This is a genomic window from Pseudomonas sp. GL_093, from assembly GCF_057837605.1.
The window spans coordinates 5,978,952-5,994,612 of sequence record NZ_CM174448.1; the positions used below are offsets into that span (position 1 = coordinate 5,978,952).

Consider the following 15,661-nt stretch of genomic DNA (forward strand, 5'->3'; position numbering starts at 1 on the left):
TTTATGCCTGCTGTTTTAGGCTTACTTGCCGATTGAAATCTTCGGCGCCCAGGTCAGCCATTCGTCTTCGAACTTATCGAACAGCGGGAACGTTTGCTCAGCTAGCGCCGGACTGCCCATGCGCTCGCCGTCCGGCGTGGCGAAAGCGATGCCGCCCTGAATCAGCGTCTCCAGCGATTCGGTACGCATCGTCGCCCCTTTGAACAAGCCGTAATCAAAACCAAAACCACTGGAGTTCCAGAAGCGCGTGCCGCTGCGCACTAACGGCGCGTACTTCGGCTCGATCAGGATGTGCACCAACACACGATCCGCCGTCTGGCCGAGTTCATAGCCTGTCACCTTGCCCACGGTGATTTCGCGATAAGTGACCGGCACACCTGTTTTCAGCGAACCACGACGGGCAGCGCTCAACACCAGACTCAAACCGGCTTCCTGTTTAGCGGTTTCCGGCGGATTGGCCAGGGCCACAAAGTTTTTTTGCGGGCCGAGGTTTTTCGCGGCCGGTTGCACTTCGATGTATTGGCCAGTGACCAGCGTTTCGAGGTTGGATGTCTTGATCAGGCCCAGTTCAGGTTTGACCACCCAGAACTGACTGCCCACCCGAGCGATACGCTCCGGCACTTCGGTGATTCGTGCAGTCAGCATCACCGATTGCAGGTCATCACTCAGATCGACGTCTTCAATCTTGCCAACATCCAGGCCTTTGAAGCGAATCGGCGTGCCGCTGCGCAAACCATCGGCGCGATCAACCCTGATCGTTACCACGGCGCCTTTTTGCGTCGCCTCATCATGACTGGCGAATAAACGGAAACGCGGAATCCGCTTCTGCAACGGTGCCTTGGCTTCCGGAGTTTCGAAGGCAATGCCACCAGCCATCAGGCTTTGCAGCGACTCACTTTTGACCTGGATTCCACCCGTCAATCCACCCGTCAGCGTAATGCCGCTGGCATTCCAGAACCGTGTCGAGGCGTTGACCAGACCTTCGTATTCCTTCTCGATGTGTACACCAATCACCAACTGCTTTTTAGTGCGTGAGAACTGATAACTCTGGACCGAACCGACCTTGACCTGTTTGTAGAGAATAGGGCTGCCGACTTCCAGCGAACCCAGGTTTTCGGTGAACAGCACCAGGTGCAATCCTGGCGCACGCAAGTCGAGCGGCGGTGCCTTCGGCCGTGCCACAAACTCGCGCTGCGGTGCGGCGCCTTTGTCTCCTGGACGCACAGCGATGTAGTTACCTTTGACCAACGCTTCGAGACCGGTGATACCGGCAAGCGAGATCGACGGTTTGACCACCCAGAACTGGGTGCCTTCGACCAGGTAATCTTCAGCCAGAGGATCGAGGGTCAATTCGGCGGTGGCACTGGATAGATCTGGATCGATCTTGAGCGCTTTCAGATTGCCGACCTGGATGCCTTTGTACATAACCGGTGTGCGACCAGCCTGCATTCCTTCAAAGTCGCTGAGTTTGACCTTGACCCGAATACCGGCGGCGGCGGCATCGAAATCTTCGTAGAGACGAAACGGCAGGCTCGGATCGGTTGGCGGACTGTCCTTGCGATTCTCCGGCGTGGCGAACGCGATACCGCCCGCGACGATGCTCGCCAGGGATTCGCTGCGCACCTTCACACCCGACAGATTGGCGTCGATGCTGATGCCGCTGGCGTTCCAGAAACGCGTGTGTTTGCGCACCAGCTTGGCGTAGGTGGGTTCGATGAAAACTTTGAGTTCAACGGTGCTTTGGTCTTCGGAGAGCAAGTAGCTTTTGATCTGGCCAACCTTGATCTGCTTGTAGAACACCGGACTCCCGCGATTCAGCGAGCCAAGGCGATCAGCCTTGATGGTCAGGTGCAAACCGGGCTGGGCGTCCGACAGCGGCGGCTCTTCGGCCAGGGCTTTGAACTTGCGCGTCGGCTCACCCTCGCCCGGGCTTATCGCGATGTAGTTACCCGAGACCAGTGTCTCCAGGCCAGTGATGCCGGCCAGCGTCACGCTCGGTTTGATCAGCCAGAAACGGGTGCTGGTCCGCAGGTATGGCTCCACGTCCTTGTTCATTTCGACGGTAGCGATCACACCTTTGGAGTTGCCTTCATCATCAAGTTTGAGGGTCTTTACCTTACCCACCGACATGCCTTTGTAGACGACTTCGGTCTTGTTGGCCTGAATGCCTTCACCACTTTCGAAACGCACCTGAATCTCGATGCCGGTCTCGTTGTAGGCACGCCAGCCAAGCCAGCCGCCGATGATCAGGGCAATCAGGGGCAACACCCAAATAGCTGACCAGTTCGAGGCCGGTCGGGTTTTTGCTGTAGGCAAATCAGTCATGGTCGTCGTCCGACTCCGTGTTATCCCAAATCAGTCGGGGATCGAAAGTTACTGCGGCAAGCATCGTCAGAATCACCACACTGGCGAAAGCGATGGCGCCAAGATTGGCTTCGACGCTGGCAAGCCGTCCGAAATTAACAACTGCCACCAGGATGGCGATCACAAAGATATCGAGCATCGACCAGCGGCCAATGAACTCAATAAAGCGATACATCCAAATACGTTGGCGAGCCGACAGTGGCTGGCGGCGCTGCACGGAAAACAGCAGCAGTGCGATGCCCACCAATTTGAACGTTGGTACCAGGATACTGGCGATAAAAACCACGGCGGCGATGGGGATCATGCCGTGTTGAACCAGTTGGATCACACCAGACATGATGGTGCTGGGATCACCTTGCCCCAGTGAACTGACGGTCATGATCGGCAGCACATTGGCCGGGATGTAGAGAACCGCCGCGGTAACCAGCAACGCCCAGGTACGCATCACACTGTTCGGGCGACGGGCGTGAACCAGCGCACCGCAACGGGTGCAGACCTGCTCGTCGGTGTCGGCTTCCTGCTTGTTCAATTCATGGCATTCGGCGCAAATCAGAATGCCTGCATCAATCGCCCGCATGGGCATCCTCTCCTGATAAAGCCTGCCAGATCTGATGGGGCGACATCACAACCTCCAACCAGACCTGAACCAACAACAAACCGATAAAGCACGCCAGGCCAATCCCGACGGTAATTGCTGCCATATCTGCCAGTTTGACGATCGCCACCAGTACGCCCATGAGGTAGACCTCGAGCATCCCCCAATCGCGTAAATGGTGATAAATGCGGTAGAGCAACAGGCCGTAACTGCGTCCGATATCGAAACGAATACTCAGCAGTACAACCAATTGGCAAAGTAACTTGAGCAACGGGATTCCCATGCTGCAGAGAAACACCACGACTGCTACGCCCTGCATACCGGTATTGAACAGGCCAACAACACCAGTCCAGACAGTGTCGTGCGATGACTGCCCGAGTAGATGGAGCTGCATGATGGGTAAAAAGTTCGCCGGGATATACAACAACAGAGCGGCGAGAACCAACGCGAGACTGCGCTGTACGACGTTATGCCGATGGGCGTAGAGCTCGTAGCCACAGCGCGGACAGAGGGCTTTCTCGCCATGGGCAAGTTCGGGCTTGCGCATCAGCAAGTCGCACTCATGGCACGCCACCAAGTCGTCCAGCGGTAATTCTGACAGCCCTGGGGCGTCAACCGGATCTGGCATAAAGGCTCTGGCTCCAAAAAAGTTGGACCTATTCTAGTGTCATGGATCGAAAATAACTGTGCAAATTTGTGCTTTAACTGAAAGCCACTTTTCTGCGGGCAAAACAAAACCCCTACCTGCATACGCAGATAGGGGTTTCGGAATTTAATCTTGACGATGACCTACTCTCACATGGGGAAACCCCACACTACCATCGGCGATGCATCGTTTCACTGCTGAGTTCGGGATGGGATCAGGTGGTTCCAATGCTCTATGGTCGTCAAGAAATTCGGGTACTGAGTCGTGACCTGTTGGTCTCGCTTCAGCAAATTGGGTATGTGACAGCAGGTGTTTTGTGAGCATCTCGAACTTTCGGTTCGTTTCGTCTTCACACACCGCAATCTGGTGCCTTTTCAGGTCAGCAAATTGCTTGGGTGTTATATGGTCAAGCCTCACGGGCAATTAGTATTGGTTAGCTCAACGCCTCACAGCGCTTACACACCCAACCTATCAACGTCGTAGTCTTCGACGGCCCTTCAGGGGACTCAAGGTCCCAGTGAGATCTCATCTTGAGGCTAGTTTCCCGCTTAGATGCTTTCAGCGGTTATCTATTCCGAACATAGCTACCCGGCAATGCCACTGGCGTGACAACCGGAACACCAGAGGTTCGTCCACTCCGGTCCTCTCGTACTAGGAGCAGCCCCTCTCAAATCTCAAACGTCCACGGCAGATAGGGACCGAACTGTCTCACGACGTTCTAAACCCAGCTCGCGTACCACTTTAAATGGCGAACAGCCATACCCTTGGGACCGGCTTCAGCCCCAGGATGTGATGAGCCGACATCGAGGTGCCAAACACCGCCGTCGATATGAACTCTTGGGCGGTATCAGCCTGTTATCCCCGGAGTACCTTTTATCCGTTGAGCGATGGCCCTTCCATACAGAACCACCGGATCACTAAGACCTACTTTCGTACCTGCTCGACGTGTCTGTCTCGCAGTCAAGCGCGCTTTTGCCTTTATACTCTACGACCGATTTCCGACCGGTCTGAGCGCACCTTCGTACTCCTCCGTTACTCTTTAGGAGGAGACCGCCCCAGTCAAACTACCCACCATACACTGTCCTCGATCCGGATAACGGACCTGAGTTAGAACCTCAAAGTTGCCAGGGTGGTATTTCAAGGTTGGCTCCACGCGAACTGGCGTCCACGCTTCAAAGCCTCCCACCTATCCTACACAAGCAAATTCAAAGTCCAGTGCAAAGCTATAGTAAAGGTTCACGGGGTCTTTCCGTCTAGCCGCGGATACACTGCATCTTCACAGCGATTTCAATTTCACTGAGTCTCGGGTGGAGACAGCGCCGCCATCGTTACGCCATTCGTGCAGGTCGGAACTTACCCGACAAGGAATTTCGCTACCTTAGGACCGTTATAGTTACGGCCGCCGTTTACCGGGGCTTCGATCAAGAGCTTCGCGTTAGCTAACCCCATCAATTAACCTTCCGGCACCGGGCAGGCGTCACACCCTATACGTCCACTTTCGTGTTTGCAGAGTGCTGTGTTTTTAATAAACAGTCGCAGCGGCCTGGTATCTTCGACCGGCATGGGCTTACGCAGTAAATGCTTCACCCTCACCGGCGCACCTTCTCCCGAAGTTACGGTGCCATTTTGCCTAGTTCCTTCACCCGAGTTCTCTCAAGCGCCTTGGTATTCTCTACCCAACCACCTGTGTCGGTTTGGGGTACGGTTCCTGGTTACCTGAAGCTTAGAAGCTTTTCTTGGAAGCATGGCATCAACCACTTCGTCACCCAAAGGGTAACTCGTCATCAGCTCTCGGCCTTAGAATCCCGGATTTACCTAAGATTCCAGCCTACCACCTTAAACTTGGACAACCAACGCCAAGCTGGCCTAGCCTTCTCCGTCCCTCCATCGCAATAACCAGAAGTACAGGAATATTAACCTGTTTTCCATCGACTACGCTTTTCAGCCTCGCCTTAGGGACCGACTAACCCTGCGTCGATTAACGTTGCGCAGGAAACCTTGGTCTTTCGGCGTGGGTGTTTTTCACACCCATTGTCGTTACTCATGTCAGCATTCGCACTTCTGATACCTCCAGCAAGCTTCTCAACTCACCTTCACAGGCTTACAGAACGCTCCTCTACCGCATCACCTAAGTGATACCCGTAGCTTCGGTGTATGGTTTGAGCCCCGTTACATCTTCCGCGCAGGCCGACTCGACTAGTGAGCTATTACGCTTTCTTTAAAGGGTGGCTGCTTCTAAGCCAACCTCCTAGCTGTCTAAGCCTTCCCACATCGTTTCCCACTTAACCATAACTTTGGGACCTTAGCTGACGGTCTGGGTTGTTTCCCTTTTCACGACGGACGTTAGCACCCGCCGTGTGTCTCCCATGCTCGGCACTTGTAGGTATTCGGAGTTTGCATCGGTTTGGTAAGTCGGGATGACCCCCTAGCCGAAACAGTGCTCTACCCCCTACAGTGATACATGAGGCGCTACCTAAATAGCTTTCGAGGAGAACCAGCTATCTCCGAGCTTGATTAGCCTTTCACTCCGATCCACAGGTCATCCGCTAACTTTTCAACGGTAGTCGGTTCGGTCCTCCAGTTAGTGTTACCCAACCTTCAACCTGCCCATGGATAGATCGCCCGGTTTCGGGTCTATTCCCAGCGACTAGACGCCCTATTAAGACTCGCTTTCGCTACGCCTCCCCTATTCGGTTAAGCTCGCCACTGAAAATAAGTCGCTGACCCATTATACAAAAGGTACGCAGTCACCCAACAAAGTGGGCTCCCACTGCTTGTACGCATACGGTTTCAGGATCTATTTCACTCCCCTCTCCGGGGTTCTTTTCGCCTTTCCCTCACGGTACTAGTTCACTATCGGTCAGTCAGTAGTATTTAGCCTTGGAGGATGGTCCCCCCATATTCAGACAAAGTTTCTCGTGCTCCGTCCTACTCGATTTCATGACTAAGAGATTTTCGCGTACAGGGCTATCACCCACTATGGCCGTACTTTCCAGAACGTTCCGCTAATCTCAAAGCCACTTAAGGGCTAGTCCCCGTTCGCTCGCCACTACTAAGGGAATCTCGGTTGATTTCTTTTCCTCAGGGTACTTAGATGTTTCAGTTCCCCTGGTTCGCCTCTTAAGCCTATGTATTCAGCTTAAGATAACCATCTTATGATGGCTGGGTTCCCCCATTCAGACATCTCCGGATCAAAGTCTGTTTGCCGACTCCCCGAAGCTTTTCGCAGGCTACCACGTCTTTCATCGCCTCTGACTGCCAAGGCATCCACCGTATGCGCTTCTTCACTTGACCATATAACCCCAAGCAATCTGGTTATACTGTGAAGACGACATTCGCCGAAAATTCGATAATACTCAATTAAGAGCAACTCACAAATTTTACCTTAGCCTGATCCAACACCAGTGAAAGTGTTGTTCAGTCTATCTTTCTATCACATACCCAAATTTTTAAAGAACGATCTAATCCAAAGACTAGAAATCAACATTCACCATCATCACGATGGAATGCTCATTTCTAAGCTTTCAACAAACAGAAGCAGTTAGTGGTGGAGCCAAACGGGATCGAACCGTTGACCTCCTGCGTGCAAGGCAGGCGCTCTCCCAGCTGAGCTATGGCCCCGTATTTCTACAGGTTCCCACACAAAATTGGTGGGTCTGGGCAGATTCGAACTGCCGACCTCACCCTTATCAGGGGTGCGCTCTAACCAACTGAGCTACAGACCCAATTTCGAGCTTTAAGGCCGACCTCACCCTGCTCTTTACCACAGAGCATGGGGTGCGTTCCAACCAACTAAGCTACAACCTGTTAGGGCTGCTTCTTATCGTCTTCTTCAATGAATCAAGCAATTCGTGTGGGAGCTTATGGAGCAGCTGATGTCGTCGATTAAGGAGGTGATCCAGCCGCAGGTTCCCCTACGGCTACCTTGTTACGACTTCACCCCAGTCATGAATCACACCGTGGTAACCGTCCTCCCGAAGGTTAGACTAGCTACTTCTGGTGCAACCCACTCCCATGGTGTGACGGGCGGTGTGTACAAGGCCCGGGAACGTATTCACCGCGACATTCTGATTCGCGATTACTAGCGATTCCGACTTCACGCAGTCGAGTTGCAGACTGCGATCCGGACTACGATCGGTTTTCTGGGATTAGCTCCACCTCGCGGCTTGGCAACCCTCTGTACCGACCATTGTAGCACGTGTGTAGCCCAGGCCGTAAGGGCCATGATGACTTGACGTCATCCCCACCTTCCTCCGGTTTGTCACCGGCAGTCTCCTTAGAGTGCCCACCATTACGTGCTGGTAACTAAGGACAAGGGTTGCGCTCGTTACGGGACTTAACCCAACATCTCACGACACGAGCTGACGACAGCCATGCAGCACCTGTCTCAATGTTCCCGAAGGCACTCCGCTATCTCTAGCAGATTCATTGGATGTCAAGGCCTGGTAAGGTTCTTCGCGTTGCTTCGAATTAAACCACATGCTCCACCGCTTGTGCGGGCCCCCGTCAATTCATTTGAGTTTTAACCTTGCGGCCGTACTCCCCAGGCGGTCAACTTAATGCGTTAGCTGCGCCACTAAGAGCTCAAGGCTCCCAACGGCTAGTTGACATCGTTTACGGCGTGGACTACCAGGGTATCTAATCCTGTTTGCTCCCCACGCTTTCGCACCTCAGTGTCAGTATCAGTCCAGGTGGTCGCCTTCGCCACTGGTGTTCCTTCCTATATCTACGCATTTCACCGCTACACAGGAAATTCCACCACCCTCTACCATACTCTAGCTTGTCAGTTTTGAATGCAGTTCCCAGGTTGAGCCCGGGGATTTCACATCCAACTTAACAAACCACCTACGCGCGCTTTACGCCCAGTAATTCCGATTAACGCTTGCACCCTCTGTATTACCGCGGCTGCTGGCACAGAGTTAGCCGGTGCTTATTCTGTCGGTAACGTCAAGACACCAACGTATTAGGTTAATGCCCTTCCTCCCAACTTAAAGTGCTTTACAATCCGAAGACCTTCTTCACACACGCGGCATGGCTGGATCAGGCTTTCGCCCATTGTCCAATATTCCCCACTGCTGCCTCCCGTAGGAGTCTGGACCGTGTCTCAGTTCCAGTGTGACTGATCATCCTCTCAGACCAGTTACGGATCGTCGCCTTGGTGAGCCATTACCTCACCAACTAGCTAATCCGACCTAGGCTCATCTGATAGCGCAAGGCCCGAAGGTCCCCTGCTTTCTCCCGTAGGACGTATGCGGTATTAGCGTCCGTTTCCGAGCGTTATCCCCCACTACCAGGCAGATTCCTAGGCATTACTCACCCGTCCGCCGCTCGCCACCAGGTACAAGTACCCGTGCTGCCGCTCGACTTGCATGTGTTAGGCCTGCCGCCAGCGTTCAATCTGAGCCATGATCAAACTCTTCAGTTCAAACATCTTTGGGTTTTTAAGAAACCCTAAACTTGGCTCAGCAATCGTTGGTTACATCTTTGATTTCTCGCGGAGTAACTTGTGATGCTGATAATCTTGTTGACTATCAGTCTGACTCCACAAGCACCCACACGAATTGCTTGATTCAGTTGTTAAAGAGCGGTTGGTTAAGATCTTTCGTCTCAACCGAGGCGCGCATTCTACAGCAGCCCCTGTTGCTGTCAAGCGGTTATTTTTCGAAGTTTTCAAAGTTTCCTTTGCAACTTCAACCACTTGCGCTTGCGATCTCTCGTTAGCGGGAGGCGAATTCTACAGCGTTAGTCGCTGCTGTCAACACCTCTTTTACACCGCTTTCGACCGAGAAGATCGAATCGTCAATCAAGCTAAACCACCCTGCCTGACCGACTCCTTCTGGGCTTCGATAACCTGAAGCAACTCGCTGTCGAAAACTGCATAACTCATTGTTTACCAAGGAGTTTTCCGTTTCGACTGCGCCGGAAGTGGGGCGAATTATAGACTTCCAGAATCTGCCGTCAACCCTTAATTACGCTTTTCGTACAGAAGGTGTCTTTTTGGCTATTAATCGTGGGATTCGGCGGGTTACAGGGGGTAGTCGCAACACTAATAGCAATGCACCTATAGAGGCGTAGACCGCCCACTCCTTTAGATCAGCACGCACGATCCACAACATATGCAGCAATCCAAGCCCGAGAACCACATAGGCAAGACGATGTAATTTCTTCCAGCTAGAACCCAAACGCCGCTGACTATAGCGATTTGAGGTCGCCGCCAAGGCCAACAAACACAGAAACCCAAGCGTCCCGACAATAATGTACGGCCGTTTGCGCAACTCGACACCCAACTGCGACCAATCAAAGCCGAGGATAAAGGCCGTATACCCACTCAAATGCAAAACCACATAAGCGAAGCACCACAACCCCAGTTGCCGCCGAACAGCAACCCACCCCGCCCAACCGGTAAGCTTCTGCGCAGGTGTGATGCTTAACGTAATGAGCAGTAGGACAAGCGTCCCCAGCCCCAACCGGTCAACCAGCACCTTGCCCGGATCAGGCCCCAGCACATCCTCCCAGGCCTGATAAAACCAAAGCAGCGGCCAGACCGCAGCAGCTATAAAGACGCCAATTCGCCAAAACGGAAATCGCATCAGTAGTTCTTCCGCAAATCGAGCCCTGTATATAGAGAGGCGACTTCATCCGAGTAGCCATTGAACATCTGCGTGTCCCGTACATTGGGCTTGAACAGCCCGCTCGGCAAGCGCCGCTCACGCGCCTGAGTCCAACGCGGATGGTCGACCGCAGGATTTACGTTCGCATAAAAACCATACTCATCCGAGGCAATGCTCTGCCAGGTGGTTTTCGGCTGCTCACTCACCAGACTGATCCGCACGATGGATTTGATGCTCTTGAAGCCGTACTTCCACGGGACCACCAAACGCAGAGGCGCGCCGTTCTGATTAGGTAACTCCCGCCCGTACATACCCACGGCAAGAATCGCCAACGGGTTCATCGCCTCATCCAGGCGCAGCCCTTCCACATAAGGCCAGTCAATCAAGGCAAAACCGGAACGTTGCCCGGGCATGCTCTTGGGATCTTCCAGGGTTTCGAAGCGAATGAATTTGGCTTTGGAAGTCGGCTCGACTTCCTTCAGCAGGGCCGAGATGGGAAATCCGATCCATGGAATCACCATCGACCAAGCCTCTACACAGCGAAGACGGTAAATACGCTCCTCCAACTGATATGGCTTCATGAAGTCTTCCAGTGCATACCGTCCCGGCTTACCCACCTCCCCGTCCACCACCACACTCCAAGGTTCGGTTTTCAGCGCGCCGGCGTTGGCGGCAGGATCACCTTTATCGGTGCCGAACTCATAGAAGTTGTTGTAATGGGTCGCGTCCTTGAATGGCGTGATCGCCTCATCCTTGACGTTGACCGCTCCCCATTTGGTAGCAGGCAGTTTTTCGGCAAACCAGGCAGGCGCCTTGCCTGGCTCGACATCCGCATAACGCGCAGCATCCTCCGCAGCCGCCCAACGCGGCAGACTGCTCACGGCCAAACCGGCAACGGCGGCACCGAGAACATTGCGACGAGATAGATAGAAGGATTCAGGCGTGACGTCCGACTCATGGCAGTCAGACGCTTTGGGGACTTTGATCAGCATGGCAACTCCGCAGCATTGGAGAACAGATGCACCAACAGACTGCGGAGTATGAGGGAAATTACATCACTCGGCGTTTTTGTGCCGACGAAGACGCAACAGGTACTGCACCGGCCCAGAAGCCGCATAAGCGAGGAAAACCAGCAGCAGGATGCGCGGCGGATCACTGAACACTACGGCAAACACCAACACCACCGCGAGGATGGCCACGAAAGGTACACGCCCTTTCAGATCCAGCTCCTTGAAGCTGTTGTACTTGATGTTGCTGACCATCAGCATGCCGGCGGCAGCGACCATCAGCGCAACCAGGAAGGACATCTTCGAACCCTGAATGCCGTAGTCACTGAATGCCCAGACAATGCCAGCAACCACACCAGCAGCAGCCGGACTGGCCAGACCAATGAAGTAGCGCTTGTCCGCAGTGCCAACCTGGGTATTGAAACGTGCCAGACGCAACGCCGCACCCGCTACATAAATGAAGGCAACCATCCAGCCGACCTTACCCATGTCGCCCAAGGCCCAACCGAACGCCAGCAATGCCGGCGCGACACCAAAGGCGACCATGTCGGACAGCGAGTCGTACTCGGCACCGAAGGCGCTCTGGGTATTGGTCATACGAGCAACGCGACCATCGAGGCCGTCGAGCACCATCGCGACAAAAATCGCGATCGCTGCAAAAGCAAAATACTTGCTCGCACCAATAGAATCACCGGCACTCAAGGCGCTCTGGGCGCTCATCGAGTTGATGATGGAATAAAACCCTGCGAACAGATTCGCAGTGGTAAACAGATTCGGCAGAAGATAGATACCACGATGCCGGACTTTACGACCTTCAGCGTCATGCCCTTCCTCGATGTGTTCATCGATGGGCAGCAGGCTTTCGGCGTCAGAAGCCTGGTTTGGCTCTTCGGGACGTTCGCTCATGGACAGTACCTTGCAACGGGGTGGAAAGTTTGGACAGGTGTCTGGGACGACGGTTCGGCCGCAAACGATGCAGCTTTATACCAGAACCAGCCACCCAAACGAAAAAACGCGGCCTAGGCCGCGTTTTCCGTACAAGTGCGCGACTTAGTTTTTAGCTTTGTCGACGATCTTGTTGGCACCGATCCACGGCATCATGGAGCGCAGTTGCTCGCCGATGATTTCGATACCGTGAGCGGCGTTGTTACGACGCTTGGCGGTCATCGAAGGATAGCCGGTAGCGCCTTCGCTGATGAACATCTTGGCGTATTCGCCGTCCTGAATACGTTTCAGGGCGTTGCGCATGGCCTGACGGGATTCGGCGTTGATCACTTCCGGACCAGTCACGTACTCGCCGTATTCAGCGTTGTTGGAGATCGAGTAGTTCATGTTGGCGATACCGCCTTCGTACATGAGGTCAACGATCAGCTTCAGTTCGTGCAGGCATTCGAAGTAGGCCATTTCCGGCGCGTAGCCAGCTTCAACCAGGGTTTCGAAACCGGCTTTAACCAGCTCAACGGTACCGCCGCACAGAACGGCTTGTTCGCCGAACAGGTCGGTTTCAGTCTCGTCCTTGAAGGTGGTTTCGATGATGCCGGTACGACCGCCACCAACGCCAGCAGCGTAGGACAGTGCAACGTTTTTGGCGTTGCCGGAAGCATCCTGATAGATAGCGATCAGGTCAGGGATACCACCGCCTTTGACGAACTCGGAACGTACGGTGTGGCCCGGAGCTTTCGGCGCGATCATGATCACGTCGAGGTCAGCGCGCGGAACAACCTGGTTGTAGTGGATCGCGAAGCCGTGGGAGAAGGCCAGGGTGGCGCCTTTCTTGATGTTCGGCTCGATTTCGTTCTTGTACAGAGCGGACTGGAACTCGTCCGGGGTCAGGATCATGACCAGGTCGGCAGCCGCAACAGCGGAAGCAACGTCGGTCACTTTCAGGCCATGAGCTTCGGCTTTGGCAACAGTCGCCGAACCTTTACGCAGGCCAACAGTAACGTCAACGCCGGAGTCTTTCAGGTTGCACGCTTGAGCGTGGCCCTGGGAACCGTAACCGATGATGGCAACTTTCTTGCCCTGGATGATCGACAGGTCGCAGTCTTTTTCGTAATAAACTTTCATGAAATTCCCCTATATATCCAGGCCGTTCAGGCCATTCGCTAATTTGGTTTAGATGCTGAGTACTTTGTCGCCGCGGGCAATGCCGGTTACGCCGCTGCGGACGGTTTCCAGAATCGAGGCGGTGCCAATGGACTGAATGAAGCTGTCGAGCTTATCGCTGGTACCGGTCAATTGAACGGTATACACGCTAGCGCTGACGTCAACGATCTGCCCACGATAAATATCGGTAGTGCGTTTGATCTCGGCGCGCTGGGCGCCGGTGGCCTTGACCTTGACCAGCATCAGTTCGCGCTCGATGTGAGCACTCTCCGACAGGTCGACCAGCTTGACCACTTCGATCAGCTTGTTCAGGTTTTTGGTGATCTGCTCAATAACTTCATCGTGACCAACCGTGGTCAGCGTCAGACGCGACAACGTCGGGTCCTCGGTAGGTGCCACGGTCAGGCTTTCGATGTTGTAGTTGCGCTGCGAGAACAGGCCGACTACACGAGACAGAGCGCCGGGTTCGTTTTCCAGAAGCAAGGAAATAATGTGCCGCATGATTAAGTACGCTCCGTCTTGCTCAGCCACATATCGCGCATGGAGCCGTCTTTGATCTGCATCGGGTAGACGTGCTCGCTGGTGTCGACCGAAACATCGATGATCACCAAACGATCCTTCATGGCGAACGCTTCTTCCATCTTCGACTTCAAATCTTTCGATTCGGTGATGCGCACGCCGACGTGACCATAGGCCTCTGCCAGCTTGACGAAGTCAGGCAACGATTCCATGTAAGAGTGCGAGTGACGGCTGCCGTAACTCATGTCCTGCCACTGGCGAACCATACCCAGAACACCGTTGTTCAGGATGACGATTTTCACCGGCAAGCCATATTGCAGACAGGTGGACAGTTCCTGAATGTTCATCTGGATACTGCCCTCGCCCGTCACGCAGACGACGTCGTCATCCGGGAAGCTCAGCTTGATGCCCATGGCCGCCGGAAAACCGAAGCCCATGGTGCCCAGGCCACCGGAGTTGATCCAGCGGTTCGGCTTGTTGAACGTGTAGTACTGCGCCGCAAACATTTGGTGCTGGCCCACGTCGGAGGCCACAAAGGCATCGCCCTTGGTGACTTCGCACAGGGTTTCGATCACGGTCTGCGGCTTGATGACGCTGCCGTCACCCTTGTCGTAAGGGAACAGACCGCGGTCACCGCGCCACTCATCAACTTGCTTCCACCAGCTGGCAACGGACTCCTTGTTCGGGGTCTCGCCGATTTCCTTGAGGATCGCGACCATTTCGGTCAGGACACTCTCGACCGGCCCGACGATAGGAACGTCTGCCTTGATGGTCTTGGAAATCGAAGCCGGGTCGATGTCGATGTGAATGATCTTGGCATTCGGGCAGAACTTGGCCGGGCCGTTGATCACGCGGTCGTCGAAACGAGCGCCGACTGCAAGGATCACGTCGGCATGGTGCATCGCCAGGTTAGCGGTGTAGCTGCCGTGCATGCCGAGCATGCCGATGAACTGACGGTCGGTGCCAGGGTAGGCACCCAGACCCATCAGGGTATTGGTCACTGGCAGGTTGAGCATCTTCGCCAATTCGGTCAGCGGCGCGGAGCCGCCACCGAGAATCACGCCGCCGCCTGCATACATCACAGGACGCTTGGCCGCCAGGAGCATTTCTGCCGCCTTGCGGATTTGCCCGGAGTGACCGCGAACGGCCGGGCTGTAGGAACGCAGCTTGGCTTTTTTCGGGAAGATGTATTCGAATTTCTCGGCCGGGTTGGTCATGTCTTTCGGGATATCGACAACGACCGGGCCCGGACGACCGGATTGCGCCAGGTAGAACGCCTTCTTCATGACTTCCGGGATTTCCGACGCGTGCTTGATCATGAAGCTGTGCTTCACGATCGGCCGGGAGATACCGATCATGTCGGTTTCCTGGAACGCATCGGTGCCCACCATGTTGCTAGGCACCTGGCCGGAAATGACCACCATCGGAATGGAGTCCATGTAGGCCGTGGCAATACCGGTGATGGCGTTGGTTGCGCCCGGGCCGGAGGTCACCAGTACCACGCCGGCTTTACCGGTGGCACGGGCATAGCCGTCAGCCATATGGGTCGCAGCCTGTTCGTGACGAACCAGGATGTGGGTCACTTCCGGTTCTTTGAACAGGGCATCGTAGACATGAAGAAGAGCACCACCCGGGTACCCGTAGATATATTTGACGCCTTCGTCACGCAAAAAGCGGACGAGCATCTCACCGCCAGATAAAAGCTCCACGTTGTTCACCTCTAAAACGCCAGAATACCGTCCACATAAAAGGGGACGGGTCTTAATAGGTTTACTTCTCAGCAGAGCATGAGCGACGGTGGTCGCCGACTACG

9 protein-coding genes, 2 tRNA genes and 3 rRNA genes are annotated in these 15,661 nt (G+C 54.4%); all 14 read right to left on the bottom strand.

The annotated features are described in order from the left end of the window. Positions 1 to 21 precede the first annotated feature (21 nt). The 14 genes from AC3IUE_RS27560 to AC3IUE_RS27625 all read right to left on the bottom strand — a co-directional run bounded on the left by AC3IUE_RS27560 (position 22) and on the right by AC3IUE_RS27625 (position 15,557). Positions 22 to 2,325, bottom strand: a complete 2,304-nt coding sequence (locus AC3IUE_RS27560; RefSeq protein ID WP_489264310.1) for a PqiB family protein — start codon at positions 2,323 to 2,325, stop codon at positions 22 to 24. Then, the gene (locus AC3IUE_RS27565) at positions 2,318 to 2,941 is read right to left on the bottom strand and encodes a paraquat-inducible protein A (RefSeq protein WP_008145542.1); all 624 of its coding nucleotides are present in this window, start codon (positions 2,939 to 2,941) and stop codon (positions 2,318 to 2,320) included. Before AC3IUE_RS27565 ends, AC3IUE_RS27560 begins: the two co-directional genes overlap by 8 nt. After that, positions 2,928 to 3,587 carry a paraquat-inducible protein A gene (locus tag AC3IUE_RS27570; RefSeq protein WP_489264311.1) on the bottom strand — a complete coding sequence of 220 codons (660 nt, stop codon included), beginning with the start codon at positions 3,585 to 3,587 and terminating at the stop codon, positions 2,928 to 2,930. The genes AC3IUE_RS27565 and AC3IUE_RS27570 overlap by 14 nt, the downstream gene beginning before the upstream one ends. A 148-nt stretch (positions 3,588 to 3,735) precedes the next feature. Further along, positions 3,736 to 3,851, bottom strand: a 5S ribosomal RNA gene (gene rrf / locus AC3IUE_RS27575). A gap of 156 nt (positions 3,852 to 4,007) precedes the next feature. Then, a 23S ribosomal RNA gene (locus AC3IUE_RS27580) occupies positions 4,008 to 6,899 on the bottom strand. Positions 6,900 to 7,150: 251 nt separating this feature from the next. Beyond that, positions 7,151 to 7,226 (bottom strand) — tRNA-Ala (locus tag AC3IUE_RS27585). A gap of 27 nt (positions 7,227 to 7,253) precedes the next feature. After that, a tRNA-Ile gene (locus AC3IUE_RS27590) sits at positions 7,254 to 7,330 on the bottom strand. 161 nt (positions 7,331 to 7,491) lie between these two features. Then, positions 7,492 to 9,030 (bottom strand): 16S ribosomal RNA (locus AC3IUE_RS27595). The 16S, 23S and 5S rRNA genes sit together here with 2 tRNA genes alongside, the layout of an rRNA operon. 544 nt (positions 9,031 to 9,574) lie before the next feature. Then, positions 9,575 to 10,195, bottom strand: coding sequence for a protein-methionine-sulfoxide reductase heme-binding subunit MsrQ (gene msrQ / locus AC3IUE_RS27600; protein ID WP_489264312.1), 621 nt, complete (start codon positions 10,193 to 10,195; stop codon positions 9,575 to 9,577). Continuing rightward, positions 10,195 to 11,208 (bottom strand): protein-methionine-sulfoxide reductase catalytic subunit MsrP, encoded by a 1,014-nt coding sequence (msrP, locus tag AC3IUE_RS27605; protein WP_489264313.1) that lies wholly within the window; start codon positions 11,206 to 11,208, stop codon positions 10,195 to 10,197. The genes msrQ and msrP overlap by 1 nt, the downstream gene beginning before the upstream one ends. Positions 11,209 to 11,271: 63 nt before the next feature. Further along, positions 11,272 to 12,129, bottom strand: a complete 858-nt coding sequence (gene pssA / locus AC3IUE_RS27610; RefSeq protein ID WP_056746100.1) for a CDP-diacylglycerol--serine O-phosphatidyltransferase — start codon at positions 12,127 to 12,129, stop codon at positions 11,272 to 11,274. Between the two features lie 144 nt (positions 12,130 to 12,273). After that, positions 12,274 to 13,290, bottom strand: coding sequence for a ketol-acid reductoisomerase (gene ilvC, locus AC3IUE_RS27615; protein WP_007948647.1), 1,017 nt, complete (start codon positions 13,288 to 13,290; stop codon positions 12,274 to 12,276). Positions 13,291 to 13,338: 48 nt separating this feature from the next. Further along, positions 13,339 to 13,830: an acetolactate synthase small subunit gene (ilvN, locus tag AC3IUE_RS27620; RefSeq protein WP_003176102.1), complete on the bottom strand. Its 492-nt coding sequence runs from the start codon at positions 13,828 to 13,830 to the stop codon at positions 13,339 to 13,341. A 2-nt stretch (positions 13,831 to 13,832) separates the two neighbouring features. Then, a complete protein-coding gene (locus AC3IUE_RS27625; protein ID WP_056746111.1) occupies positions 13,833 to 15,557 on the bottom strand; it encodes an acetolactate synthase 3 large subunit in 1,725 nt (574 codons plus the stop codon). Positions 15,558 to 15,661: the final 104 nt, after the last annotated feature.

What these genes read in the sequence shown, in the direction of transcription:
- ilvC (WP_007948647.1), bottom strand. Translation starts at nt 13,290, where the DNA reads ATGAAAGTTTATTACGAAAAAGACTGCGACCTGTCGATCATCCAGGGC.
- pssA (WP_056746100.1), bottom strand. Translation starts at nt 12,129, where the DNA reads ATGAGCGAACGTCCCGAAGAGCCAAACCAGGCTTCTGACGCCGAAAGC.
- ilvN (WP_003176102.1), bottom strand. Translation starts at nt 13,830, where the DNA reads ATGCGGCACATTATTTCCTTGCTTCTGGAAAACGAACCCGGCGCTCTG.
- AC3IUE_RS27560 (WP_489264310.1), bottom strand. Translation starts at nt 2,325, where the DNA reads ATGACTGATTTGCCTACAGCAAAAACCCGACCGGCCTCGAACTGGTCA.
- msrQ (WP_489264312.1), bottom strand. Translation starts at nt 10,195, where the DNA reads ATGCGATTTCCGTTTTGGCGAATTGGCGTCTTTATAGCTGCTGCGGTC.
- AC3IUE_RS27570 (WP_489264311.1), bottom strand. Translation starts at nt 3,587, where the DNA reads ATGCCAGATCCGGTTGACGCCCCAGGGCTGTCAGAATTACCGCTGGAC.
- msrP (WP_489264313.1), bottom strand. Translation starts at nt 11,208, where the DNA reads ATGCTGATCAAAGTCCCCAAAGCGTCTGACTGCCATGAGTCGGACGTC.
- AC3IUE_RS27565 (WP_008145542.1), bottom strand. Translation starts at nt 2,941, where the DNA reads ATGCGGGCGATTGATGCAGGCATTCTGATTTGCGCCGAATGCCATGAA.